The organism is Rhizobium sp. Leaf262, from assembly GCF_001422245.1.
GTDB lineage: Bacteria > Pseudomonadota > Alphaproteobacteria > Rhizobiales > Rhizobiaceae > Agrobacterium.
Genome location: NZ_LMMM01000016.1, coordinates 314,458 through 336,451 on the forward strand (window position 1 = coordinate 314,458; position 21,994 = coordinate 336,451).

General features: G+C 57.4%; 25 protein-coding genes and 1 pseudogene. 14 read left to right on the top strand and 12 right to left on the bottom strand.

The features are described 5' to 3' along the window. Positions 1-42: 42 nt before the first annotated feature. The 8 genes from ASF29_RS15695 to sppA form a co-directional block, all read right to left on the bottom strand. Entirely contained in the window at positions 43-924 is an 882-nt protein-coding gene (locus ASF29_RS15695) for a GNAT family N-acetyltransferase (protein ID WP_062451588.1), read from the bottom strand. A gap of 98 nt (positions 925-1,022) precedes the next feature. Next, positions 1,023-3,269, bottom strand: a complete 2,247-nt coding sequence (locus ASF29_RS15700) for a PAS domain-containing hybrid sensor histidine kinase/response regulator (RefSeq protein ID WP_062451589.1) — start codon at positions 3,267-3,269, stop codon at positions 1,023-1,025. A 55-nt stretch (positions 3,270-3,324) separates the two neighbouring features. Continuing rightward, positions 3,325-3,831 carry a signal peptidase II gene (lspA, locus tag ASF29_RS15705; protein ID WP_062451697.1) on the bottom strand — a complete coding sequence of 169 codons (507 nt, stop codon included), beginning with the start codon at positions 3,829-3,831 and terminating at the stop codon, positions 3,325-3,327. Further along, positions 3,831-4,691, bottom strand: coding sequence for an RNA methyltransferase (locus tag ASF29_RS15710; RefSeq protein ID WP_062451590.1), 861 nt, complete (start codon positions 4,689-4,691; stop codon positions 3,831-3,833). Before ASF29_RS15710 ends, lspA begins: the two co-directional genes overlap by 1 nt. Next, positions 4,688-5,863 carry a class I SAM-dependent methyltransferase gene (locus ASF29_RS15715; protein ID WP_062451591.1) on the bottom strand — a complete coding sequence of 392 codons (1,176 nt, stop codon included), beginning with the start codon at positions 5,861-5,863 and terminating at the stop codon, positions 4,688-4,690. Before ASF29_RS15715 ends, ASF29_RS15710 begins: the two co-directional genes overlap by 4 nt. Before the next feature lie 272 nt (positions 5,864-6,135). Beyond that, positions 6,136-6,486, bottom strand: coding sequence for a lipopolysaccharide assembly protein LapA domain-containing protein (locus ASF29_RS15720; protein WP_062451592.1), 351 nt, complete (start codon positions 6,484-6,486; stop codon positions 6,136-6,138). Positions 6,487-6,609: 123 nt separating this feature from the next. Beyond that, the gene (locus tag ASF29_RS15725; protein ID WP_268753650.1) at positions 6,610-6,939 is read right to left on the bottom strand and encodes an integration host factor subunit beta; all 330 of its coding nucleotides are present in this window, start codon (positions 6,937-6,939) and stop codon (positions 6,610-6,612) included. Positions 6,940-6,941: 2 nt separating this feature from the next. Further along, entirely contained in the window at positions 6,942-7,895 is a 954-nt protein-coding gene (sppA, locus tag ASF29_RS15730) for a signal peptide peptidase SppA (RefSeq protein ID WP_062451593.1), read from the bottom strand. 240 nt (positions 7,896-8,135) lie between these two features. Between sppA and lptC the strand changes: the two genes are divergently transcribed. The 7 genes from lptC to ASF29_RS15765 all read left to right on the top strand — a co-directional run bounded on the left by lptC (position 8,136) and on the right by ASF29_RS15765 (position 14,516). Further along, positions 8,136-8,801 (top strand): LPS export ABC transporter periplasmic protein LptC, encoded by a 666-nt coding sequence (gene lptC / locus ASF29_RS15735; protein WP_062451698.1) that lies wholly within the window; start codon positions 8,136-8,138, stop codon positions 8,799-8,801. A gap of 13 nt (positions 8,802-8,814) precedes the next feature. After that, positions 8,815-9,390, top strand: coding sequence for an LptA/OstA family protein (locus ASF29_RS15740; RefSeq protein WP_062451594.1), 576 nt, complete (start codon positions 8,815-8,817; stop codon positions 9,388-9,390). A 10-nt stretch (positions 9,391-9,400) separates the two neighbouring features. Next, positions 9,401-10,213, top strand: coding sequence for an LPS export ABC transporter ATP-binding protein (gene lptB, locus ASF29_RS15745; protein WP_156462692.1), 813 nt, complete (start codon positions 9,401-9,403; stop codon positions 10,211-10,213). A gap of 182 nt (positions 10,214-10,395) precedes the next feature. Continuing rightward, positions 10,396-11,943, top strand: a complete 1,548-nt coding sequence (rpoN, locus tag ASF29_RS15750; RefSeq protein WP_062451595.1) for an RNA polymerase factor sigma-54 — start codon at positions 10,396-10,398, stop codon at positions 11,941-11,943. A gap of 224 nt (positions 11,944-12,167) precedes the next feature. Next, complete coding sequence (gene raiA, locus ASF29_RS15755; protein ID WP_062451596.1) at positions 12,168-12,743, top strand: ribosome-associated translation inhibitor RaiA; 576 nt, start codon at positions 12,168-12,170, stop codon at positions 12,741-12,743. 78 nt (positions 12,744-12,821) lie between these two features. Continuing rightward, a complete protein-coding gene (gene ptsN, locus ASF29_RS15760) occupies positions 12,822-13,283 on the top strand; it encodes a PTS IIA-like nitrogen regulatory protein PtsN (RefSeq protein ID WP_062451597.1) in 462 nt (153 codons plus the stop codon). Positions 13,284-13,361: 78 nt separating this feature from the next. Then, complete coding sequence (locus ASF29_RS15765; RefSeq protein ID WP_062451598.1) at positions 13,362-14,516, top strand: alpha/beta hydrolase family protein; 1,155 nt, start codon at positions 13,362-13,364, stop codon at positions 14,514-14,516. Positions 14,517-14,655: 139 nt separating this feature from the next. Here the strand turns inward: ASF29_RS15765 and grpE are convergent, their stop codons facing one another. Next, positions 14,656-15,291 carry a nucleotide exchange factor GrpE gene (grpE, locus tag ASF29_RS15770; RefSeq protein WP_062451599.1) on the bottom strand — a complete coding sequence of 212 codons (636 nt, stop codon included), beginning with the start codon at positions 15,289-15,291 and terminating at the stop codon, positions 14,656-14,658. A 126-nt stretch (positions 15,292-15,417) separates the two neighbouring features. Further along, entirely contained in the window at positions 15,418-16,509 is a 1,092-nt protein-coding gene (hrcA, locus tag ASF29_RS15775; RefSeq protein WP_062451600.1) for a heat-inducible transcriptional repressor HrcA, read from the bottom strand. A 160-nt stretch (positions 16,510-16,669) separates the two neighbouring features. On the opposite strand from hrcA, the gene rph reads away from it, so the two are divergent. The 5 genes and pseudogenes from rph to ASF29_RS25115 all read left to right on the top strand — a co-directional run. Beyond that, a complete protein-coding gene (rph, locus tag ASF29_RS15780) occupies positions 16,670-17,386 on the top strand; it encodes a ribonuclease PH (protein ID WP_062451601.1) in 717 nt (238 codons plus the stop codon). A 16-nt stretch (positions 17,387-17,402) separates the two neighbouring features. Then, on the top strand, positions 17,403-18,047 hold the full coding sequence (rdgB, locus tag ASF29_RS15785; protein ID WP_062451602.1) for an RdgB/HAM1 family non-canonical purine NTP pyrophosphatase: 645 nt from the start codon (positions 17,403-17,405) through the stop codon (positions 18,045-18,047). After that, a complete protein-coding gene (gene hemW, locus ASF29_RS15790) occupies positions 18,047-19,252 on the top strand; it encodes a radical SAM family heme chaperone HemW (protein WP_062451700.1) in 1,206 nt (401 codons plus the stop codon). The genes rdgB and hemW overlap by 1 nt, the downstream gene beginning before the upstream one ends. Positions 19,253-19,330: 78 nt before the next feature. Continuing rightward, complete coding sequence (locus tag ASF29_RS15795; protein ID WP_062451603.1) at positions 19,331-19,786, top strand: hypothetical protein; 456 nt, start codon at positions 19,331-19,333, stop codon at positions 19,784-19,786. A 93-nt stretch (positions 19,787-19,879) separates the two neighbouring features. Further along, positions 19,880-20,007, top strand: a pseudogene (locus tag ASF29_RS25115) (coproporphyrinogen III oxidase); the annotation flags it as partial. Between the two features lie 8 nt (positions 20,008-20,015). Here the strand turns inward: ASF29_RS25115 and ASF29_RS15800 are convergent. Beyond that, complete coding sequence (locus ASF29_RS15800; protein ID WP_062451701.1) at positions 20,016-20,351, bottom strand: metalloregulator ArsR/SmtB family transcription factor; 336 nt, start codon at positions 20,349-20,351, stop codon at positions 20,016-20,018. Positions 20,352-20,454: 103 nt separating this feature from the next. On the opposite strand from ASF29_RS15800, the gene ASF29_RS15805 reads away from it, so the two are divergent. Further along, positions 20,455-20,952, top strand: a complete 498-nt coding sequence (locus ASF29_RS15805; RefSeq protein ID WP_200925543.1) for a hypothetical protein — start codon at positions 20,455-20,457, stop codon at positions 20,950-20,952. Further along, positions 20,949-21,494 (top strand): hypothetical protein, encoded by a 546-nt coding sequence (locus tag ASF29_RS15810; protein ID WP_062451604.1) that lies wholly within the window; start codon positions 20,949-20,951, stop codon positions 21,492-21,494. Before ASF29_RS15805 ends, ASF29_RS15810 begins: the two co-directional genes overlap by 4 nt. A gap of 1 nt (position 21,495) precedes the next feature. Here ASF29_RS15810 and ASF29_RS15815 read toward each other — a convergent pair whose 3' ends face one another. Beyond that, the gene (locus ASF29_RS15815) at positions 21,496-21,930 is read right to left on the bottom strand and encodes a DUF805 domain-containing protein (protein ID WP_062451703.1); all 435 of its coding nucleotides are present in this window, start codon (positions 21,928-21,930) and stop codon (positions 21,496-21,498) included. Between the last annotated feature and the right edge of the window lie 64 nt (positions 21,931-21,994).

Sequence of the window (21,994 nt, forward strand, 5' to 3'; positions counted from 1 at the left end):
ACATAGAAGCCACCTGCCCACAGGAAGCTTGGCCGGAAAGCATCAACCCGTGAAGCGATAGGCGTCGCCGCCGTAATAATTGATGTAGCGGCCCGCAATCGAAGACACCGGCAGGATGACCAGAACATCCGTGGTGTTGAAGGCGTGATCGACGACGGCGCCGGAGCCGAACATGGCACCGAGGCGCATATAGCCCTTGATCAGCGGCGGCATGGCGAAGAGTGCGCGGCGTGGGTTGATGGCCTCCATCGGCATCATGTCCATTTCGCGGTAGAGTTCAGGCAAGGCTTGCGCCGCCCAGTCACCCTTTGCGCCACAGGTATGGTGCAGGAACGAGAGCGCCAGCGCGTGCGCTTCCGGCTGCACGCCGGGGAAGGAGGCGCAGCCGATCATGGCATCCATGCGGTGGCGCACGGCATAGGCCCAGTTGCCCTGCCAAAGCAGTTCCACCGTTCTTTTGGTGCGATATTCCGGCAGCACGCAGGAGCGGCCCAGTTCCATGAAGCTCTTGCCCGGATGACGGGCGATCAGCCCTTCGATATCGAATTCGCTGGCGGAGTAAAAACCGTTATGGGCAAAGGCCGTTTCCTGCCGCAGCAGACGGTATGTGCCGACGATCTGGTCTTCGGTGTCGCCTTCGATGGAATTGTCGAGGACCAACAGATGGTCACAGACGGCGTCGAATGCGTCGGCATCGCGGTTGCGGCGCATGGCGTCAGCAGGGAGTCTCGCGCCCATTTCTTCCACGAAAACGCGGAAGCGGACATGTTGCGCTGCGTCGATTTCGCGGTCATTGCGCGCAAGCCGCGTTTCCAACGGGCCGATACGGCCGAAGACGTCGTCGTTGCGCGTCTGCGAAACGGGACGGGCGCTGGTGATGACATTTCGCTCGCGAATGTCGTGTTCGAGAATTTCCGTGATCATGGAGAATCGTCCCACCACCGTTTGGTTCTGACTGTCATAAATCACTTATTGACGACAAAACAGTGACAGTTAGCCGCGTAACGGCCCGCAGATCAAATCTAAAATCTGCCTGTGCTTTTTTGGGGAAACAACCGCAGCACTTCCTCGATCAGCCGCTTCGGCTCCACGGGTTTTGCCAGCACGGCGGCGATGCCGGCAAGCAGCAAAGCCGATTTGGTATCCGGCGTCGTATCGCCGCTCAGCACCATCACAGGCGTGCTTTTACCCGCCAGCGAGGCGCAGAGGCGTGGCAGCACTTGCAGCCCGTCGCCACCTGGCATGCTCAAATCCGAAATGACCAGATCGGGCAATGTCTCAGCACCACCGAGAGCGGCAGACAGAGCCTCGAAATCGCTCACCAGCCGTACCGTGCAGCCGGATTTTTCCAGCACTGCAAGCAGGATACGGGCATTGACCGGATCATCCTCGGCCACGAGAACATCGAGGTCGTGGGATTTCTCATCCAGCATGGAGAAGAAACCGAGGCCGGGATGATTGTTGTCGTTGATGGCGTCGCGTCGCTCCACACCGCGCAGGCGACCGCACAGCACATCCGTCAGCGACTTTTCCCGCAGCGGCCTGATCAGCCAGGCGTCGAAATCTTCCTGCTGCTGCGAGGCGCGGTCTTCCGGATTGACGAGAAGGATGTGGCGCACCGTCCGATCCACCACGACGGGCCAGTTATGGAGGCTCTCGCGAAACTCCGGTGCGACGCGGTGATCGATGATGATATCGGTGACGCGGTCCAGATCGACTAAAGCTTTCGACCGCAGCGCTTCCAGCTGACGTGGTGTCGAGACCAACATGCACTCGCCGCCAAGCGCCTGTATCGATTCGATGGTGGCGTTTGCAGCAATGCCTGCGGGGGCAAGCAGGAGGACATTCGATCTGCGTAGCACACCGATACGGCTGGAAGGCCCTGCCGATGCCGTGGCGGAGCCTGCCTTGAAGGTCAGCGTGAAGATGCTGCCCTTACCCTTCTTGCTTGTCACAGACAGCTGACCGCCGAATTCACGGATGATGCGGGCGGAGATGGCAAGGCCAAGCCCGGTGCCAGCGCTGCGTTGCGAGGTGGAGCCCGCCTGCTCGAACTCTCCGAAAATGCGGGCCTGTTCGGTCTTGCTCATGCCGGGGCCGGTGTCTTCAACGGCAATCGACAGCGTGTCGCCCTGCATGGAGGCCTGTACCAGCACGCCACCCTTGCTCGTGAATTTCACCGCATTGCCGATGAGGTTGAAGAGAACCTGACGGAGGCGGGCCGGGTCGAAATCCAGATAGTCCGGCACGTCGGGTGCGACGATGGAGGCGATTTCGATGCCTTTTTCATGGGCGCGATGGGACAGCATTTCCACCACGCTTTCGATCAGCTGGCGCAGGTTCTCCGCGCGTGGATTGAGCCGGAAACGTCCCGCTTCCATGGTGGAGAAGTCCAGCAGATCCTCCACCAGTTGCACCAGCGCCTGACCTGACTGGCGCATGCCATCCAGATAGTTGCGCTGCTCATGGCTGAGCTTCGTCTGCGACAGAAGATGGTTCATGCCCAGAATGCCCGACAGCGGCAGGCGGATTTCGTGGCTGACCGTGGCCAGCAGCCTGCCCTTGGCGGCATTGGCATTTTCAGCGCGCAGTCTTGCATCCTCACGCGCCCTCAGTGCTGCCCGCTCATCGGTGATATCGCGGGCAATGCTGCTGATGACCAGACGGCTGCTGGAGGAATCATTGGCGACCACATCGTGCCAGGTGAAGATGCGCTGGCCATAGGGCGTTGCTATCTCCACATCGTAGCAATGCGCCTTTCCACCGGGGCGAAAGGCAATGCCGATTTCCTCGCAGGTCTTGCCGCGCGGAGCTGCACAGCCGGCCATTTCGCAAAAGGCGGCATTGGCGTGCAGAATGCGTCGCTCCATATCCCGTGTTACGACGATATCGCCCATCGCCTCATGGATTTCAGCCATCAGCGCCGCATTCTGCATCTGCCGCGCTTCGATGATCCTGGCATCGCGCACGGATGCCTGCCGCAGCATGGAGGACCGGACCATCATATAGAGCGCGCAGGATACGCAGATGGCGACCGACAGTGCGGCCATATAAAGTGCGGCGTTTCCACCCAGATAGACAGCGCTTGCGAAAGCAAAGCCGCAACCAGCGGTGAACAGCGTCACCCGGCGCAGAATTTTGTTATAGAAAGGAAGAGCGTCGGCCTCTTGCGAACGCACTTTTTTCGAAACGACCGGAGAAACCGCATCCGCCTCAGTCGGGCCGAAGGCTTCGGAAAGCTGCTCTTTCAGTTTCGCCAGTTCGCTCATGACCAAAAGCTAACACGCCAGCCGTTTGGATTGGCTTGGCTTGAACGCTAAATTTTTAGCGTTCCTCGTTTTTAGCGCGCTGGGTTGCTCTGGCGTGCAATATCTCATCCAGAATGACACAACCGGCACCGATCGTGATGAAGCTATCGGCCAGATTGAACACCGCAAAGGACCAAGTGTCGGTGTGGAAGAGAATATAATCGATCACATGGCCGTATAAAAAACGGTCGAAGATATTGCCTGCGGCACCGGCAATGATGAGCGCAAAGCCCAGATGAGCGAAGGTGCGGTCCTTGTCCGTCTTGCGCCACAGCCATATGACAAAGGCGACGATGACAAGCCGCATCGTCACGATGAACCAGCCTTCCATGTCAGCCATCATAGAAAAGGCAACGCCCAGATTATAGGTGCGGTAGAGCGCCAGATAAGGCATCACCGGCACCATCTGCTGCAGGGGCAGATAGGCTTCCACCAGAAGCTTGATGATCTGGTCTGCGATCAGCGCAAAGACGATCAGCGCGATGGCCGGAATGGGCTTGGAGAACAGAGCGGGCTTTGCCATCATTTTACCGGTGCGAGTTCGAGAAGATGACGGCGGGCTTCAAACAGCATGACGGCCGTTGCAATCGCCAGATTAAGAGAATCGGCACGCCCCTGCTGGGGAATGCGCGCCAGCTGGTCTGCCTTCGCAGCCAGTTCCGGCGGCAGGCCGGATTGTTCGTTGCCCATCAGGATCACGGTCGGCTTGCGCTTGTAATCGATGGTCCGGTAATCGACAGACCCGGCAAGATGGGTGGCGACGACGCTGACACCAGCTGATTTCTTCCAGGCCAGAAACTCCTCCACCGTCGCATGCGCAACCGGCGTGGCAAAGACCGAACCCATGGTGGCGCGGACTGTTTCCAGCGAAAACGGATCCGTGCAATCACCAACGAGGATCACGCCGGATGCACCCGCCGCATCGGCGGTGCGAATGATGGTGCCGAGATTACCGGGGTCGCGCACACGGTCGAGCGCAATGAAAGTCTGGCCGTCCTGCGGCTGGATGTCCTTCAGCGGCGTCCATTTCTGATCGAAAATACCGACCACCATCTGCGGATTGTCGCGACGGGTGATGGAGGACAGGATTTTTTCCGTCACTTCCAGAACCAGCCCGCCGGACGCGACGGTCTTCGTCGCCACCTGCTCGACCAGCGGCTTGCCCTTGGCATTTTTCGCGTAAACCAAAGTGCGGATTGTCCAACCCAGCTCCAGCGCGTCGATGACCAGCTTCAGCCCTTCGGCCATGAAGGTGCCGGTTTCTTCCCGGCCCTTCTTCTGGGTCAGGTTCTTGATGTCTTTGATGATGGGGTTGGCAAGGCTGGTGACCTCTTTGACCTGCCCTACCCGGCCCGGTCTGTTTTCACGGCGGTCATCGATCATTTCGGCACCCAGCGGCTGAAGAGAGAGGTGGAAAGCGCACGGCCCCGGGTCTTGCCGTCAAGACCGGCCTCGCGGATGACGAGTTCGCCCGAGGCAACCTCGCCGCCTGCTCCGCGCATGGTTTCGCGCATCAGCTCATGCATGGAGTAAAAACTGGCGCGGATCGAATAGGCCGTCAGCACCAGACCCAGCGCCTTGGGCGACAGGATATCGCGGCAAACATCCAGCATCAGCGGCAGATGGTCGAACAGCTGCCAGATCTCGCCATGGGTGCCACGGCCAAAGTGCGGCGGATCAGTGAGAATAACGTCGTAGGTGTTGCCACGCCGTTCTTCGCGCTGGATGAACTTCATCGCATCTTCGCAAATCCAGCGGATCGGGGCATTTTCCAGCCCCGCCAGTGCCTGATTTTCCCGCGCCCAGCCAATCGCCTTCTTGGAAGCATCCACATGGGTGACTTCCGCACCGGCAGCCGCCGCCACCAGCGAGGCGACACCGGTATAACCAAAGAGATTGAGAACCTTGAGCGGGCGACCCGCCGTTTCGATCGTGTGTTTCAGCCATTCCCAGTGAACAATCTGTTCCGGGAAGACGCCGACATGGCGAAAGGCGGTGAAACGACCGAGGAAATTGACGCCGAGGAGAGAGAGTGGCCATGTTTCGCCCAGCGGCTCCTTGGGAAAGCGCCAGCGGCCCATGCCGTCTTCATCCGTATCGCCGGTGAAGATGGAATCGGCGTTTTCCCAGACACGCTCGGGCAGGCTCGGACGCCACAGCGCCTGTGCCTCGGGCCGCACGATGCGGTAATTGCCATATTGCTCCAGCTTCAGCCCGTTGCCGGTGTCGATCAGGTGGAAATCACCTGCGCCCAGCGATTCCAGGATCACTGGAACCTGTTCGCCCGGCAGATCGCCGGCCCGCTGCTTGAGAGGGCGTGGTGGAACCTGTTCCGTCTCTTGCGGGGCAATCTTGACCTTCACACTGTCCTGAGCGCCCGCTTTCGCAACGGGTTTGCCGGGTTTGGATGGCGCGCTGGCGGCAGCGCGGACATGGTCCGGCGCGCGGCTGCGGGGAGCGGTCTCTTTTTGTCTTGCCGGTTTACCGGCATTGCGCTGCCGGGGTTCCTGCCCCGCGCGCGACTTGGCGCCCGGGCGGTTGTCTTTTTTCTTCAACGGGGTTCTTTCCAAGTCTGACCGCATTCTAGAGTCTGTTTGAAAACATCGGACGGGTCGACCCAGCGGCGCTTTTTTGCGCCTGACTGCGTCGAAAATCTTGCCGATATCACATGATATCGCCTACGATCTTCTCCTTGTCAGCCACAAAAATCACCCGCCGGTTCTCCGCCGCCGAGTTTCCAAACAGACTCTTATGCGACAGCGAATAGCATCACAGCGCAATATTATCAAAGGGCTGCGGTTTCAACACCCATCACGTCCTGGAGACCTCACTTGGCAGCGATGCGCGCATCCGTGGACGGGGCGATGACCACCGCATTGGCTGCCGCCTTCTGCCGGTTGGCTTCATCATGCCAACGCACGGCCTCCTTGGCTTCGGTGCGGGCGCGCTTGCGATATTTGCCCTGCGAGAACCACGTGACAAGAGAACCGAGAAACACACCGAAAATGACGGCGAGGAAGATGAAGACGAAGAACGGTGCCGAGAAGGACAGAACGCTGTCATCGGGCCGGAACGGATTGAGCGCGAGTGTCACGGCCTGCCGGTTGGCCACGCACAACACCACCAGAATGATGGCGAGCGGCACCAGAACCACGAGATTGACGATCTTCTTAGACATCCAACGATACTCCGTCTTTAGGGGCCTTCAGACAAACCTGCATGGACGTCAGATAGGAGCCCGACTGCTCGGTCTCAACCGTTCTCCAAAGCGCAAAATCGCCAAACGATCTGCGCACCGGACTTAGTCTTCGTCTTCGACGTCGCTCATGCCGGGGTTGAGACGCTCGCGCAGCTCCTTGCCGGTCTTGAAGAAGGGTACCCATTTTTCTTCGACAAAAACGGACTCACCCGTGCGCGGGTTCCGTCCGGAACGCGAGGGTCGATTCTTGACTGAAAAGGCACCGAAGCCACGCAGCTCCACACGGTTGCCCGCTGCCAACGCATCCGTGATCTCATCGAGCACAGCGTTGACGATATTTTCCACGTCCCGGTGGTAAAGATGCGGGTTATGCGCAGCGACAATCTGCACCAGTTCAGACTTAATCACGGTTGCCCCCTGAAAGAATTGGATTTTTAATGGTCACCAACCTGCCAAACCGAAACAAGACCGTCAAGAAACAACTTGTCGGCACCCAGCTGGCGAGGCACGTTGAATGGCAAAAATTCGTCATATCCGAGCATTTGAGCAATGCCCGCAAGACTGAAGAGTGAAAATGGCGAGCGTTTGGGAGGAGCCGTCCATTCGACGATGGGCAGATCCTTGGCAACGTTGCGGCTTTCGAAATAGCTGCGAATTTCTTTTTCGCCACCCAGCGTGTCGATGAGCTTCACGGCCACGGCCTGACGACCGGTGAAAATCGAACCATCGGCAAGCTTTAGCACGTTTTCGCGCGGCAGCTTGCGGCGATCTGCCACGAGATCTACGAACCAGCTATAGCTGTCCATAACCATGTTGCGGATCATGGTCTTGGATTCCTCGGGTGGCTCATGGAAGGGCGATGGCTCCGCCTTCATCGGCGACGACTTGATCTCCTGCAAGGAGACGCCGAGCTTGTCGAGCAGAGGCTTCACCTGCGGATATTGGAAGATAACGCCGATGGAACCGGTGATCGAGGTGTCGCCAGCGATGATCGTGTCACCTGCGGTGGCAATCATGTAACCGGCAGAAGCGGCCAAGGTGCGAACATCGGAAACGACCGGCTTCTTTTCGGCAACAGCACGGATCGCCTTGAAAATGCGCTCGCCGCCATAGGTGGTTCCGCCGGGCGAAGAGATGGAGACGATCAGGCCCTTGGCGCTGTCGCTCTCGGCAATCTTTTGCAGGCGCTCCAGAAGTTCGGTGTCGTCCTGAATGAGACCGCTGATTTCGACGCGGGCAATATGCGGACGCACGCTTTTCGTCGGTTCGGCAAAGGCGAAGCGGTAGATCGCGAAACATCCCGCCAGCAGAAGAAAAACGGCTGCGATGCGCCAGAATGTCAGCTTGCGCCGCAACTGTCTGCGATCTGCGATTGCCATCTGATCCATTTTCTCACCTCGATCTGGAAGGGCGCCAGCATACAAAACCCGCCCTTGTCAGCCTTGTAGCCACGTCTTGCACGGAAACAAACAAGAAAGGACTTATTTGATAAAAATATCGTAGCTCTTGTGCTTACACGGAGAAAAACCATATTGGCAGGGCATCGGCTTCATGCCAAACAGCTACAACCACTGATAATGTCGCTAATACACCGCTCAAAGCGACGTGACTTACCCCGGATCCGGATGATGCTCGAACAATTAAGCCAGCCAGCGCCAGGTTTTTCTCTGTCCGATGGACAGGCGCGCGCTTACGCCCTCGCATTGCGCCACTCCAAGCGCGTCAAGAAACTGAAGATCATCCTCCCGTTGGGTGCAGCTTTGATCTCATTGACGTTTATTGCTGTGTCGCTGGCACGTACATGGCTGCCGGACGAGGTTTCGCTGCAAAGCGCGACCGTAGAAAATGGCAAGATCGTCATGGAAAAGCCAGCACTTGCGGGGCGCAACAACAAGGGTTTCGACTACTCGATGAACGCCGAACGGGCCTTGCAGGATATCGCCAGCCCCAACCTGATGACGCTGGAAAAAGTGCTGGCCGCCGTGCCCATGAACGACATTGTCGCACAGGTGGTGGCGCAGGAAGGCCTGTTTGACCGCGCCACAAACCGGTTGCAAATGACGGCACCCTTTGACATCAATCTCAGCAATGGCATACAAGCGAAGTTCCAGTCTGCAAATGTCGACCTGAAAGCCGGTACGATGGACAGCAACACGCCTGTCTCCATCACCACCAAGGATGGTTCGATTGTTGCAGAAAGCATGCACATAGCAGATAATGGCAAAACAATTACATTCTCGGGGCAGGTACGAGCTCGTATAGCTGCATCCACCATTCAGAACGCAGGCAAGTGAGAGCCCGACCCAGATGATGCAGATTTTGCGCCCCGCCCGATGCACCAATGCCGCCTATTTTGCTGCCATGGCCTTCGCCTGCCTTGCTGGCTCTGCCGCAGCGCAGAGCACGACAAGCAGTATGGAAGGGATGAAGCTGTCCAACGATCAGCCGATCGCAATCGAAAGTGACCAGCTTGAGGTGCGCGATCAGGAGCACAAGGCCTATTTCACTGGTAACGTAAAGGTGGTGCAGGGAACGACCACCTTGCAGGCCGGCAAGATGACTGTGCTTTACAAAAGCAAGGGTGATGGCGCTGCTGCCAATTCCTCGATCACAAGTGGTGGTGCCGACATCGACAAGATCTTCGTCGACAACTCCGTATATCTGACATCCGGCACCCAGAAGGCAACGGCCGACAAGGGTGAGTTCGACATGGCATCGCAGACCTTTACGCTGTCCGGCAAACAGGTCGTTCTTTCGCAGGACACGAACGTCTTTACCGGCTGCAAGCTGACAGTGCTGATGAATACGGGCGAAGCAAAGCTCGAAAGCTGTGGCGGACCCGTCCGCATTATGCTTGACCCCAAGTCCCAGAAAAAGCAGTAGTCCGTACCCTGTGAAGATGCTCTCAATTCCAAAGCTGTTCGGCGCCGGTTCCGCGCGCGCATCGGAAGCGGATATCGCCTCCGGTGACAAGGCGCGCTATGAAGGCACGCTGATCGCCCACGGCCTGACCAAGACCTATAATACCCGTCGCGTCGTCAATGGCGTGTCGCTCGTGGTGCGCCGCGGCGAGGCCGTCGGCTTGTTGGGACCCAACGGTGCTGGCAAGACGACCTGCTTCTATATGATAACCGGCCTTGTTCCTGTCGATAGTGGCAAGATCGCCATCAACGGCAACGACGTCACCGGTATGCCCATGTATCGCCGTTCGCGTCTGGGCGTTGGATACCTGCCGCAGGAAGCGTCGATCTTCCGTGGACTGACGGTCGAGGAAAACATTCTTGCCGTTCTCGAAGTGCATGAGCGCGACGAGAAGAAGCGCAATCGCAAGCTCGACGAATTGCTGGAAGAATTTCATATTTCACAGCTACGCAAGTCACCGGCGGTTGCTCTGTCCGGTGGTGAACGTCGCCGTCTGGAAATCGCCCGCGCGCTCGCAACCGATCCGACATTCATGTTGCTGGACGAACCCTTTGCAGGCGTCGACCCCATTTCGGTGGGAGATATCCAAAATCTGGTCCGTCACCTGACCGCACGCGGCATCGGCGTTCTGATCACCGACCACAATGTCCGCGAAACATTGGGCCTGATCGACCGCGCCTATATTATCCATGCCGGTGAAGTGCTGACCCATGGCCGCGCGTCCGAGATCGTCAACAATGCCGATGTCCGCAGACTGTATCTGGGTAATAATTTCAGCCTCTGACATCGAGGCTGAAAAAATCGACTGCCTCCTGACAGTCCCCGCAAAGATTCTTCCGCCCAGCCCCATAGTTGAGCTTGACCAAACAAGAATAAAAAGCAATTTTTGGGCCAGTTCAGACTTCACCGCTCAATTATTTTAAGAATACGAGCGTTGAAGGGGTTTATGGGAGTTTAGCGTCCACCATGGCCTTGTCCGCCAGTCTTTTGTTGCGTCAAAGCCAGTCTCTGGTCATGACCCCACAACTGATGCAGTCCATTCAGCTGCTTCAGATGACGCATATTGAGCTCACGCAATTCATCGCCCAGGAAGTCGAAAAGAACCCGCTGCTTGAAATAGTGGCAAACGACAGCGATTTGGGCAGTGCATCTGCTGCAATCGAGGACAGCTATAGCCAATCAGACACACCTGCCGAACCGTTTTCCGATTCTGGACATGATTCCGAAGAATGGTACGGCGACCGTGCCGACAGCCTGAACGAGCAACTCGACACGAACTTCGAAAATGTCTTTCCCGACGATCTGGCTGCCCTCAAGGCAGACGCACCGGAGCTTGTCGGTCAGTGGAAGTCCATGCCGGGGGCAGAGTCTGCCGAGGCTTACGATCTCGATGATTTCGTGGCGGGAAAGCCGAGCTTGCGCGACCATATCGGTCAGCAATTGCCGTTTACGGTTTCATCGCCCCAGGCCAGGGTGATCGCAGACGCGCTGATCGATTATCTGGACGAAACCGGTTATATCGCCTCGGAAGCTTTGGGTGAGATCTCCAACAGGCTCTCAACTCCGATGGCCGATGTCGAGGTGGTGCTCGCCTCGCTTCAAACGCTCGATCCGCCTGGCATTTTCGCGCGGACACTGAGTGAGTGCTTGTCCATTCAACTGGCGCAGAAGAACCGCCTCGATCCCGCAATGGAAGCGTTCGTCGGTCATCTCGAGCTCCTGGCCAAGCGGGACTTCGCTTCACTCAAACGGCTGTGTGGCGTTGGCGAGGACGACCTTCTGGACATGCTGGCTGAAATCCGGTCCTTGAACCCCAGACCCGGCGCGGGTTTCGAGGCCGGGATTGCAGAAACCATCGTGCCGGATATTCTCGTCAGACCTTCTTCCGATGGCGGCTGGCTGATCGAGCTCAATCCCGAAACGCTGCCGCGCGTCCTCGTCAATCAGACATATTTTGCCCAGATATCGAAAATCAAGGCGCGCGAGGGCGAGGACGGCGAGTTCATTTCCGAATGTATGCAAACTGCAAGCTGGCTGACGCGCAGCCTGGACCAGCGGGCGAAGACCATCATGAAGGTCGCCAGCGAGATCGTGCGCCAGCAAGACGCCTTTCTGTTGCACGGTGTCGATCATCTTCGCCCGCTCAATCTCAAGCAGGTTGCCGATGCGATCAAGATGCATGAATCGACTGTCAGCCGTGTAACATCACGCAAATATATGCTGACCCCGCGCGGACTGTTCGAGCTGAAATATTTTTTCAGCGTTTCGATTGGAGCTGTCGAAGGAGGAGACAGCCACTCGGCAGAAGCGGTGCGCCATCGCATTCGCAATATGATCGCGCAGGAAGCGCCCGAAGCCGTGCTTTCGGACGATGACATCGTGGAAAATCTTAAAAAAACTGGCGTCGAACTGGCGCGACGAACGGTCGCAAAATATCGTGAAGCCATGAATATCCCCTCGTCCGTGCAGCGACGTAGGGAAAAGAAAGCAATTGCAAAAGTTGCGACGGCGTAACGAAATATTCATATATTTCAGAATGTTAATAATGTTAATTGACTCTTCCTGCCGCCGAGGCTAGAAGCTCGCCGCATAGAGGGCAGGGGTCAGAACAACCGTTAAAAGAACAGGGCGCTTTTGCGGCAGGCGGTAATGAGACCGAAACGGACTCGAAACGCTTGGATGAGCGCCTAGCTTGACGTAAGCTGGTATACGCAAATCACTGAAAAAGGAAAAATTCCATGAGTGTGCGTGTATCTGGTAAACATATGGATATCGGCGAATCGTTCCGTCAGAGGATCGAGGACAACATTAGCCTGGCGATTACCAAATACTTTGACGGGGGGTATTCTGGCCAAGTAACCGTGGAGAAATCCGGCGCGCGTTTCGATGCCGATTGCAAGATTCATCTCGATACCGGGATCGTGTTGCATGCCGCGGGACAAGCCAATGACCCGCAGGCGAGTTTCGATGCAGCCGCTGCGCGTATCGAAAAGCGCCTTCGCAGGTATAAGAGAAAACTGAAGGATCACCATAACGGTGCTTCGTCCAACGGGATTTTAGAAGAATTCCCCTACACGGTGATGGACGCCGTGCCAGACGAAGATGACGAACTGCCGGAAGATTTCGCGCCGACCATCGTCGCCGAGACCTCCAAGCAGGTCAAAACGATGACGGTCGCAAGCGCGGTCATGGCGCTGGACATGACGGACGAACCGGTTCTGCTATTCCGCAGCCCGGGCAAGGAACTGAATATCGTTTACCGCCGCAACGATGGAAACATCGGTTGGATTGACGCGGCGACGATCAAGAACTGAATAGTCTGACAAGGCACCGGGGGTGCGGCCGCATGGCGGCACTCCCGGTTCGTCTCGATGGCATGAAGGATAAACAGAATGGCGTTGGCAGATTTGCTGCAGCAAGATGCGATTATTCCCGCCCTTAAGGTCAATTCCAAAAAGCAGCTCCTTCAGGAACTGGCGGCAAAGGCCTCCAAGATCACCGGAGTGCCGGAACGGGAAGTTTTCGACGTCATCTTGCAGCGCGAGCGGCTCGGCTCGACCGGCGTCGGGCATGGAATCGCCATCCCGCACGGCAAGCTTGCCAGCATCGACTCGATCGTTGGCGTCTTTGCGCGTCTGGAAAACGCAGTTGATTTCGAAGCGCTTGACGATCAGCCCGTTGACCTCGTGTTTCTTCTTCTTGCGCCCGAAGGCGCTGGTGCCGACCACCTGAAAGCTCTGTCGCGTATAGCACGCGTGCTACGCGACCCGGAACTGGTTGCCAAACTACGCGCGACCGAATCCGATACGGCCATCTACACCTTCCTCAATCAGGAACAGGCAAACGCCGCCTGAGCGGTCTTGCATCGCGGCTCGATTTGTTAAACCTTCCGACTGTCGGCTCCGCAATGGCTGACAGTGGGAGGAGACATCATGGAGCTTCGGACAATCATGACGATTGGTATAATCATGGCGGCCTGCGGTAGCGAGGCAGCGATGGCGGAAACGACAGCCTATCAGACTCAGGGCGTGACAGCCGATCATTTACCTGTAACTGCGGACAAACTAAAGCAGCGATTGACGTTTCCATTGGGCTGGTCACAGCAGGTCTCCGATCCCCCGGCATGGAAACGGGCGGCCCGCGCAAAGTTTTGGGAGCTCACGCTTCAAACCCCGCAACAGACGTCATTCGAACCCCATATCATCGACGAGGTGGATCGCGGTTCCTATGTCGCCCGCAAGGTGGCGTTCAACCTGACCGAAGACAATCGCGTCATGGCGTTGCTACTGGTGCCGAAAGGCGACGGCCCCTTTCCTGCGGCTGTTTTTTACCATGATCACGGATCGAAATTCGATATCGGCAAGGAGAAGCTGGTTGCGACATGGGGTGACGAGAGCAAACTGACATCGTCTGAACAATGGGCGCAAAAGTTCTTTTCGGGCCGCTTCCCGGGCGATGTGCTTGCGCGTCGCGGTTACGTCGTTCTGGCGACCGATGCGCTGGGTTGGGGAGATCGCGGTGCCCTGACCTATGACGCGCAGCAGGCACTCGCGGCCAATTTCGCCAATATGGGAAGCTCTCTTGCGGGCGCCATGGCGTATGAAGATGTACGCGCCGCCGCATTTCTCTCTAGCATGCCAGAGGTTGACAAGGCCCGCGTCGCCGCTATCGGCTTTTCCATGGGCGCGTTCCGCGCATGGCAGGCAGCAGCCCTCAGCGATGACATCACAGCCACGGTCGCGGTAAACTGGATGGCAACGGCCAAGGGCCTGATGGTGCCCGGCAACAACCAGCTGCGCGGCGGCTCCGCCTGGCACATGACGCATCCCGGCCTGATGCAGCATATGGATTATCCCGATGTCGCCAGCCTTTCGGCCCCCAACCCGATGCTGATCTTCGCAGGGGAGAAGGACACGCTCTTCCCGCTTGCGTCCGTGACGGAAGCCTTCTGGAAGATGAAAGACGTCTGGACTGCGTGGAATGCGGCGGATCGGTTCGAAAGCAAGATCTGGCCGGGCGGCCATGTGTTCGAAGCGGATCAGCAGGATTATGCGTTTGACTGGCTGGATGGGCAGTTTGGGCGGTGATTTCGACTGAAACGATCGTCACCCCGGACTTGATCCGGGGTCTAGTGACCCGACGTCTGTCGGGTCGAAGGATTTTTTCAGCCCAAAGACTTGGGCTGACTGGATTCCGGCTCAAGGCCGGAATGACGGAAGACCGCAGTTAAGCGTCTTTCTCATTAACGCTGCTGGTGCCCGGCTCTGCCGTGACAGGCACTTCGCCCTTCGGGCCACCCTTGGCAACGCCGACCATGGCAGGGCGAAGGACGCGTTCACCGATGGTGAAGCCAGCCTGCACCACCTGAACGACGGTGTTATTCGGAACCGCCGTGTTGGGGATTTCGAACATGGCCTGATGGAAATTCGGGTCGAATTTCTGGCCTTCCACATCCATCTTGCGCACGCCGTGACGTTCCAGCGCAGACAGCATGGCGCGCTCGGTCATATCGACGCCTTCGATCAGACCGGTAATGCCCGCTTCGGCATTGGTCTTCAGTTCCTCGGGAATGGCTTCCAGAGCGCGGCGAAGATTGTCGGAAACGGCCAGCATGTCGCGGGCGAAACCGGCGACGGAATAGGCCTTGGCATCCTTTACTTCACGCTCGGTGCGGCGACGCAGATTGTCCATTTCGGCGGCAAGGCGCAGGAATTTATCGCGCAGGTCGGCATTTTCGGCCTTCAGCACATCGATCGGATCGGGCTCTGCCTGCTCGGGCACAGCGTTCTCCGCCGTTGCCGCTTCGTTAGCCTCGTCTACGACGTCTGCGTCAGGTCCGGCTTTATTTGTGTCATCGGTCATGACGTTCTCCAGCTTCATATGTGTAATGGCTTAGTGTTAGGGGTTGCGCCCGATATCGAGCTTTGCCAAGCAAAAATCAAGGCTTGCCAGTTAAACCATCTAGGATTCAATGATGTCTTTTCGATATCAGCGTCTTTGGCTGGAAAGCCGCGCCATGATCTGGGCGGTATAATCGACCATGGGCACGATGCGCGAGTAGTTGAGCCGCGTCGGGCCAATCACGCCCACGGCGCCCACCACGCGGTTCTCATCGTCCCTGTAGGGCGCAACGATCAGCGATGAGCCGGATAGCGAAAACAATTTGTTTTCCGATCCGATGAAAATTCTGACGCCGGAACCCGTCTCGGCCAGATTGAGAACCTCGATCAGATTGTCTTTGCGCTCCAGATCGTCAAACAGCAGCCGGACTCGGTCGATGTCCTCTTCCCCCGCCAGCCCTTCCAGCAGGTTTGAGCGTCCGCGCACGATCAGCCGCCCGAGCTTGCCTTCTTCATTATCGCCGGACCACACCGCAAGACCGCGCGTCACCAGATCCTGCACCAGCGTGCTGAGCGCCGTCTGAAGCTCGGATTTCTGCTGCAAGAGTTGCGTGCGCAATTCGGGAAGAGTCTGGCCCGACAGATGCGCATTGATGAAGTTTGCAGCCTCCGTCAGCTGCGAGGAGGTGATACCGGCGGGCAGATCAATGATGCGGTTTTCGACCTGATTGTTGCCCCCCACCAGAATGGCGAGCCCCTTGGTCGGCTCGAGGCGAATGAACTCGACATGTTTCAACACCGCGTCGCTCTTGGTCGTCAGCACCAGACCTGCGCCACGCGACATGCCAGAGAGCATGCGGCTTGCCTCCGTCAACAGCCCCTCAATCGGCTGCTCCCGACCTGAAACAGGGCCGATCTGCCGGTCGATGCTGGCGCGCTGTTCGGCAGGCAGATCGCCCACCTGCATGAAAGCATCCACGAAGAAGCGCAATCCGGTCTGGGTGGGCAGACGACCGGCGCTGATATGCGGCGAATAAATGAGGCCCAGCTCTTCCAGATCGCTCATCACATTGCGCACGGAGGCGGGAGACAGCGACATGGGCAGCAGGCGAGACAGGTTGCGGGAGCCCAGCGGCTCGCCATTTTCCAGATAGCCTTCGACGATGCGGCGGAAGATTTCGCGCGAGCGATCATCCAGCAACGCACCCGGTTCTTTTCCGATTGGAGGAGAAAGGCCCATTTCGCTCGCTCTTCATAATGTCAGTAACAAAGCGAATATAGTCTCTCGTGTCGTTAAGTGAAAACGGAAATTCCGCGCAGGGTAAATCCCAGCCCGCTTTTCCTTTGCAAAACCGGTTTCGCGGCCTTAGAAGGCGGAGATCAAAACGGAGACGAACCATATGCGGCCTTCAGGCAGAAAAACCGATCAGATGCGCAAAGTTTCTTTCGAGCGCAATTTCTCCAAGCACGCCGAAGGTTCCTGTCTGGTCAAATTTGGCGATACGCATGTGCTCGTCACCGCCAGCCTTGAAGAAAAGACGCCACCGTGGTTGCGCAACAGCGGCAAGGGCTGGGTCACCGCCGAATATGGTATGTTGCCCCGCTCCACCCATGAGCGCATGCGCCGCGAAGCCGCGTCCGGCAAGCAGGGTGGCAGAACGCAGGAAATCCAGCGTCTCATTGGCCGCTCATTGCGCGCCGTGGTCGATCTTCAGGCACTCGGCGAGCGCCAGATCAGCATCGACTGCGATGTCATCCAGGCCGATGGCGGCACCCGCACGGCCTCCATTACCGGCGCATGGATTGCCCTTCACGATTGCCTGAAGTGGATGGAAAGCCGCAACATGATCAAGGTCGAGAAGGTTCTCAAAGACCATATCGCCGCCATCTCCTGCGGTATTTTCGCCAGCCAACCGGTGATCGATCTCGACTATCTCGAAGATTCCTCGGCTGAAACCGACGCCAATTTCGTCATCACTGGCTCCGGTGGCATTGTCGAAATTCAGGGCACAGCCGAAGGCGCACCTTTCTCGGAAGAGGAATTCCTGACGCTGCTCGGCCTTGCCAAGACCGGCTGCGCGGAACTCGTTGAGCTGCAAAAGCAGGCGATTGCCTGATCCGGAGCGGAATACCATGCGCAAACTCGATACACGTACCATCGTCGTTGCCAGTCATAACAAGGGCAAGATCGCCGAAATCGCCGATCTCATCGGCCCCTTCGGCTTTTCCGCCAAGTCGGCTGCAGAGCTGAATTTCGCAGAACCTGACGAGACCGGCACGACCTTTGAGGAAAATGCGGCGATCAAGGCTTTGGCCTCGGCGCAAGCCTCCGGCCTGCCCGCATTGTCCGACGATAGTGGCTTTGTGATCGACGCACTGGATGGCAATCCCGGCGTTTACACGGCCAATTGGGCCGAGACAGCGGATGGCACGCGCGATTTCGCGATGGCGATGCAGAAGGTGGAAGACGCTTTGCAGGAGCGCGGCGCGACCGATCCTTCCGCCCGCACGGCCCGCTTCGTCAGTGTGCTGTGCCTCGCTTGGCCAGATGGCCATACGGAGTTCTTCCGCGGTGAAATCGAAGGCACGGTCGCATGGCCACCGCGTGGCACGAGCGGCTTCGGCTATGATCCAATTTTCCAGCCGGAAGGTTACGAGACCACCTTCGGTGAAATGAGCGCCGATGAAAAGCATGGCTGGAAGCCCGGCGATCCCCAGGCTCTCTCCCACCGCGCCCGTGCCTTCAAAAAATTCGTCGAAACCTGTCTCAACGCATGATGACCGATCTTGGGAGCAGGTTCTCCCCTGCCCCCAACACAACGATCGCACCCGATACCGGTGAGCCCGGTTTCGGCATCTATGTGCACTGGCCCTTCTGCGCGGCCAAATGTCCCTATTGCGATTTCAACAGCCATGTCCGCCACAAGCCGGTGGATCAGGATCGTTTCGTTGCCGCTTTCCTCAAGGAAATGGACACGATGCGGCAGCTGAGCGGCTCTAAGGTCGTGACCAGCATCTTCATGGGCGGTGGCACGCCATCGCTGATGGACCCACAGACCGTGGGCGCCATTCTGGATGGCATCGCCCGTTTCTGGCATGTGCCTGACGGTATCGAAATCACCATGGAAGCCAATCCGTCCAGCGTGGAAGCGGAACGTTTTCGCGGCTACCGTGCTGCTGGCGTCAACCGAGTCTCGATGGGCGTGCAGGCACTCAACGACCGCGACCTGAAATTTCTGGGACGGCTTCATGATGTGGCCGATGCGCTGAAAGCGATCCGCCTTGCCCGCGAAATCTTCCCGCGTATGTCCTTCGACCTCATTTATGCCCGCCCAAACCAGACGGTCGAGGAATGGGAAAAAGAGCTTGTCGAAGCCATTTCCTATGCGGTCGATCACCTGTCGCTCTACCAGCTGACCATCGAGGAAGGCACCGCCTTTTACGGTCTGCACAAGGCAGGCAAGCTGATCGTGCCGGATGGCGATCAATCCGCGCTGCTCTATGAGGCAACGCAGGAGATTACCGCGCGCCACGGCATGCCCGCCTACGAGGTCTCCAACCACGCCATACCGGGTGCCGAAAGCCGCCATAACCTCACCTATTGGCGCTACGGCGATTACGCCGGCATCGGCCCCGGCGCGCATGGACGCCTGACCAAAGGCAGCGCAAAACTCGCAACCGCCACCGAACGCCACCCTGAAACATGGATCGAGGCCGTCGAACGCGATGGCCATGGCATTCTGGATCAGGAAATGCTGGGTGTGGAAGAACAGTCCGACGAGCTGCTGTTGATGGGCCTGCGCCTGCGCGAAGGTGTCGACCTCGCCCGCTGGAGCGATCTCTCGGGCCGCGACCTCGACCCCGACAAGGAAGAGTTCTTGTTGCAACACGGCTTCATAGAGCGCATCGGCAACTCCCGCCTGCGCTGCACGCCATCGGGCATGTTGATACTGGACTCGGTGGTAGCTGATCTGGCGTGTTGATGACGCGTCGATTCAAAAAGAATCGTCCTGTCGGGCGCAAGGTGATCCAGGTATCCGGTGTTTTGAAGAAAGGCAGCCATGAATCTGATCGAGGAACGGGTAGCAATGGCACGGGCGGGCACGAACCCGTTCGTCATTGCCCGGATGACTTCAGGTTGGCTGGTCATTGGCGACGTGCAGCCCCTTCCGGGCTATTGTCTTTTGCTTGCGGACCCTGTCGTCCCAAGCCTCAACCATCTTGGTGCCCAAGAGCGTCTCATATTTTTAAACGATATGGCTGTGGTAGGTGATGCGCTTCTGAACGTGACCGAATGTGCGCGGATAAACTACGAGATCTGGGGAAATGCAGAGCCTGCCCTGCACGCCCATATCATGCCCAGATACGATTCCGAACTGAAAGACAAACGCCATCGTCCCGCATGCATGGGCTATTCCTGGCCCGATGCCCCCAAATCGTCCGGTAATGATTACGTAGCGCTGGCGTCCAAGCTTAGACAAGCCCTCGCCGATATCCAGTCATCGAAGCAAGATTGAAGATATGGAGCAAATCAGACCAGCGCCGCCGACTGAAATGCTGCATACGGAACGTATGCTCGCTTTCCAACTAGAGCGACCCGGTGTCCGCGACCTTGTCCCGACAAGAAAGACTTCCTCTTCCAAAATGGTTTCATAGAACGCATCGGCAACTCCTGCCTGCGCTGACGCCATCGGGAATGCTGATTTTGGACTCGGTGGTGGCTGATTTGGCGTGTTGAGATAGCCGTTATTCGGATGCAGTGCCCAAGTCTTTTTCCTTCGCTTTACGCGCATTCTCCGCACTTTCGCGCCGCAGTGGCGCGCCGATAGGGCAGATATCCTGCACGAAACCGGTCAGGCTGTTGGCAAGCGTATCAGACACCTGCCGGTAATAGACATACTTGCCCCGTTTTTCCGACGACACCAGACCCGCATGTTCAAGCAATTGTAAATGCTGAGAAATCGACGGTTTCGACATTTCGAAACGGGCGGCGATATCGCCCGCATTCATCTCGTGATGAGCTACATAAGCCAGGATTTTGCGCCTGACGGGGGAGGCCAGTGCCTCGAAAATCAACTGAATGGACATGGCTCTTTCTATCATTAATCAATTAGACAATCAACTAACTGTTGACAGAGTTATATTTAGTTGATTACCTAATTGTGGAAATGAAGGAGATCAGATCATGCAGATTCACTCGCAATGGATTTTCAACAGCGCCCCGCACCACATCTGGCCGCATTTTCTCCACTCCAAAATGGACAGCTCCAAGCCATTGCTGTTTCGCTTCGGCATTCCCAAGCCTGTCAGTTGCAAGGTTCTGGAAGGTCATGGTGCAGTGGGCAACACACGCCAATGCACCACGGATCGCGGCACCATTGATCAGCGCATTCTCGATTACGTCCCAAATCGGAAACTGCGTTATCGCATGATCGGCAGCACAGTGTGGTGCAAGGACTGGATCGGCAATCTGGAGGATGAATTCACTCTGGTCTCCATGGGACCGAACATGACACGTGTCGAGCGGCGCAGCGAATTCGTCGCAAACGGATGGCTGGCACCCGTTAAGCAACTGGCGCTCTGGATCGCCCTGAAACAGGCCCACCGCTATGCTTCCAAGAACTGGCGCAGGCTAAGCAGCGAGATGCATGCCGCCGATCAGACATTGGAGGTCTTGCCATGATAGAGCGTCCGACATCGCAGATTGTGGCCCGCGTCGTGTATTTCGCTGAACTACTTATCTTTGCAGCACCCTTCTACCTGACCTATGGGCTATTGGCGGTCATCAGCGCGCCTTATGCCGGCTTGCTGATCCTGTTCAGTCCTGTTTGGCTCTTGGCTTATCTGGGCGATGCGAACGGTGATGCCGCGCCTGTCCTCATTATCGCAGTGATCGTCATCCTAGCCGCGGCGCTGTCCGTGACCGGTGTGATCGCCCTATGGAAACTGGCAAAGCTGTCGCACATCTATCTCTTCAAGGGCGCAACTGCGCTATCGATGCACCGCCGGGATTTTTGGATCGGCTTTTATTGTGGGCTAGCGCCGCTTATTTTCAGCACGACAGTGATGGCGGCTGTTGCCGTCAGCGACGGCGGCTGGTCAAGTTTGCCTTTTGCCATCATTGGCGGCGGTACATTGCTCGTCCCCGTCACCCATCTCTGGATCGCGATGCGCGAGCCTCAAGACGAACCTGGGCTGAACAGCGAAACACCACTGATCGCCTAGGTCAGGTCGCGTCTCGTCCGGACGTGCAATACCACCAGATGACAAGTATGGAACCGATCGGGAAAAATCCCGAGAGAAGCTGGTGCCATCCACTGCGGTTGATGTCATGAAGGCGGCGCGCAGACACTGCGATCATCGGTAAAAACAGGACGAAAGACCAAATCAGGCTTAGGAACCCACGACTGTCAATCGTGTCGACACCCAACGAACTGGCCGACACGAACAGGAAAGAAAACCAGTATTCCGATCGGGACGCCCTGCCCCGGAAATTGACGTAGTTTCTGAAGAAGCTGGCAAAAGCTTCTCCAAACGTCATGGGCATTGGTGATGGTCCGAACCTGTTAGGACCGGCGGGCGGTGGCCTGAAAACGAAAATCAGGGGAATGACCAAAAGGACGAGAAGGATGAGCCAATGCCAAGTCGAAAAACTTCCCATCTCGTACCTTTCGTCGTTCCAGCCGTGACGGCCGATCCCTAAAATCAGTTTTTTGCGCCTGATG

Coding starts and splice junctions, on each gene's coding strand:
- ASF29_RS15710 (WP_062451590.1), bottom strand. CDS start 4,691: ATGATCGATGACCGCCGTGAAAACAGACCGGGCCGGGTAGGGCAGGTC.
- lptC (WP_062451698.1), top strand. CDS start 8,136: ATGCTCGAACAATTAAGCCAGCCAGCGCCAGGTTTTTCTCTGTCCGAT.
- lspA (WP_062451697.1), bottom strand. CDS start 3,831: ATGGCAAAGCCCGCTCTGTTCTCCAAGCCCATTCCGGCCATCGCGCTG.
- hrcA (WP_062451600.1), bottom strand. CDS start 16,509: ATGGGCCTTTCTCCTCCAATCGGAAAAGAACCGGGTGCGTTGCTGGAT.
- rpoN (WP_062451595.1), top strand. CDS start 10,396: ATGGCCTTGTCCGCCAGTCTTTTGTTGCGTCAAAGCCAGTCTCTGGTC.
- raiA (WP_062451596.1), top strand. CDS start 12,168: ATGAGTGTGCGTGTATCTGGTAAACATATGGATATCGGCGAATCGTTC.
- ASF29_RS15720 (WP_062451592.1), bottom strand. CDS start 6,486: ATGTCTAAGAAGATCGTCAATCTCGTGGTTCTGGTGCCGCTCGCCATC.
- hemW (WP_062451700.1), top strand. CDS start 18,047: ATGACCGATCTTGGGAGCAGGTTCTCCCCTGCCCCCAACACAACGATC.
- rdgB (WP_062451602.1), top strand. CDS start 17,403: ATGCGCAAACTCGATACACGTACCATCGTCGTTGCCAGTCATAACAAG.
- ASF29_RS15765 (WP_062451598.1), top strand. CDS start 13,362: ATGGAGCTTCGGACAATCATGACGATTGGTATAATCATGGCGGCCTGC.
- rph (WP_062451601.1), top strand. CDS start 16,670: ATGCGGCCTTCAGGCAGAAAAACCGATCAGATGCGCAAAGTTTCTTTC.
- sppA (WP_062451593.1), bottom strand. CDS start 7,895: ATGGATCAGATGGCAATCGCAGATCGCAGACAGTTGCGGCGCAAGCTG.
- ASF29_RS15815 (WP_062451703.1), bottom strand. CDS start 21,930: ATGGGAAGTTTTTCGACTTGGCATTGGCTCATCCTTCTCGTCCTTTTG.
- ASF29_RS15740 (WP_062451594.1), top strand. CDS start 8,815: ATGATGCAGATTTTGCGCCCCGCCCGATGCACCAATGCCGCCTATTTT.
- ASF29_RS15805 (WP_200925543.1), top strand. CDS start 20,455: ATGCAGATTCACTCGCAATGGATTTTCAACAGCGCCCCGCACCACATC.
- ASF29_RS15700 (WP_062451589.1), bottom strand. CDS start 3,269: ATGAGCGAACTGGCGAAACTGAAAGAGCAGCTTTCCGAAGCCTTCGGC.
- ptsN (WP_062451597.1), top strand. CDS start 12,822: ATGGCGTTGGCAGATTTGCTGCAGCAAGATGCGATTATTCCCGCCCTT.
- grpE (WP_062451599.1), bottom strand. CDS start 15,291: ATGACCGATGACACAAATAAAGCCGGACCTGACGCAGACGTCGTAGAC.
- ASF29_RS15810 (WP_062451604.1), top strand. CDS start 20,949: ATGATAGAGCGTCCGACATCGCAGATTGTGGCCCGCGTCGTGTATTTC.
- ASF29_RS15695 (WP_062451588.1), bottom strand. CDS start 924: ATGATCACGGAAATTCTCGAACACGACATTCGCGAGCGAAATGTCATC.
- ASF29_RS15795 (WP_062451603.1), top strand. CDS start 19,331: ATGAATCTGATCGAGGAACGGGTAGCAATGGCACGGGCGGGCACGAAC.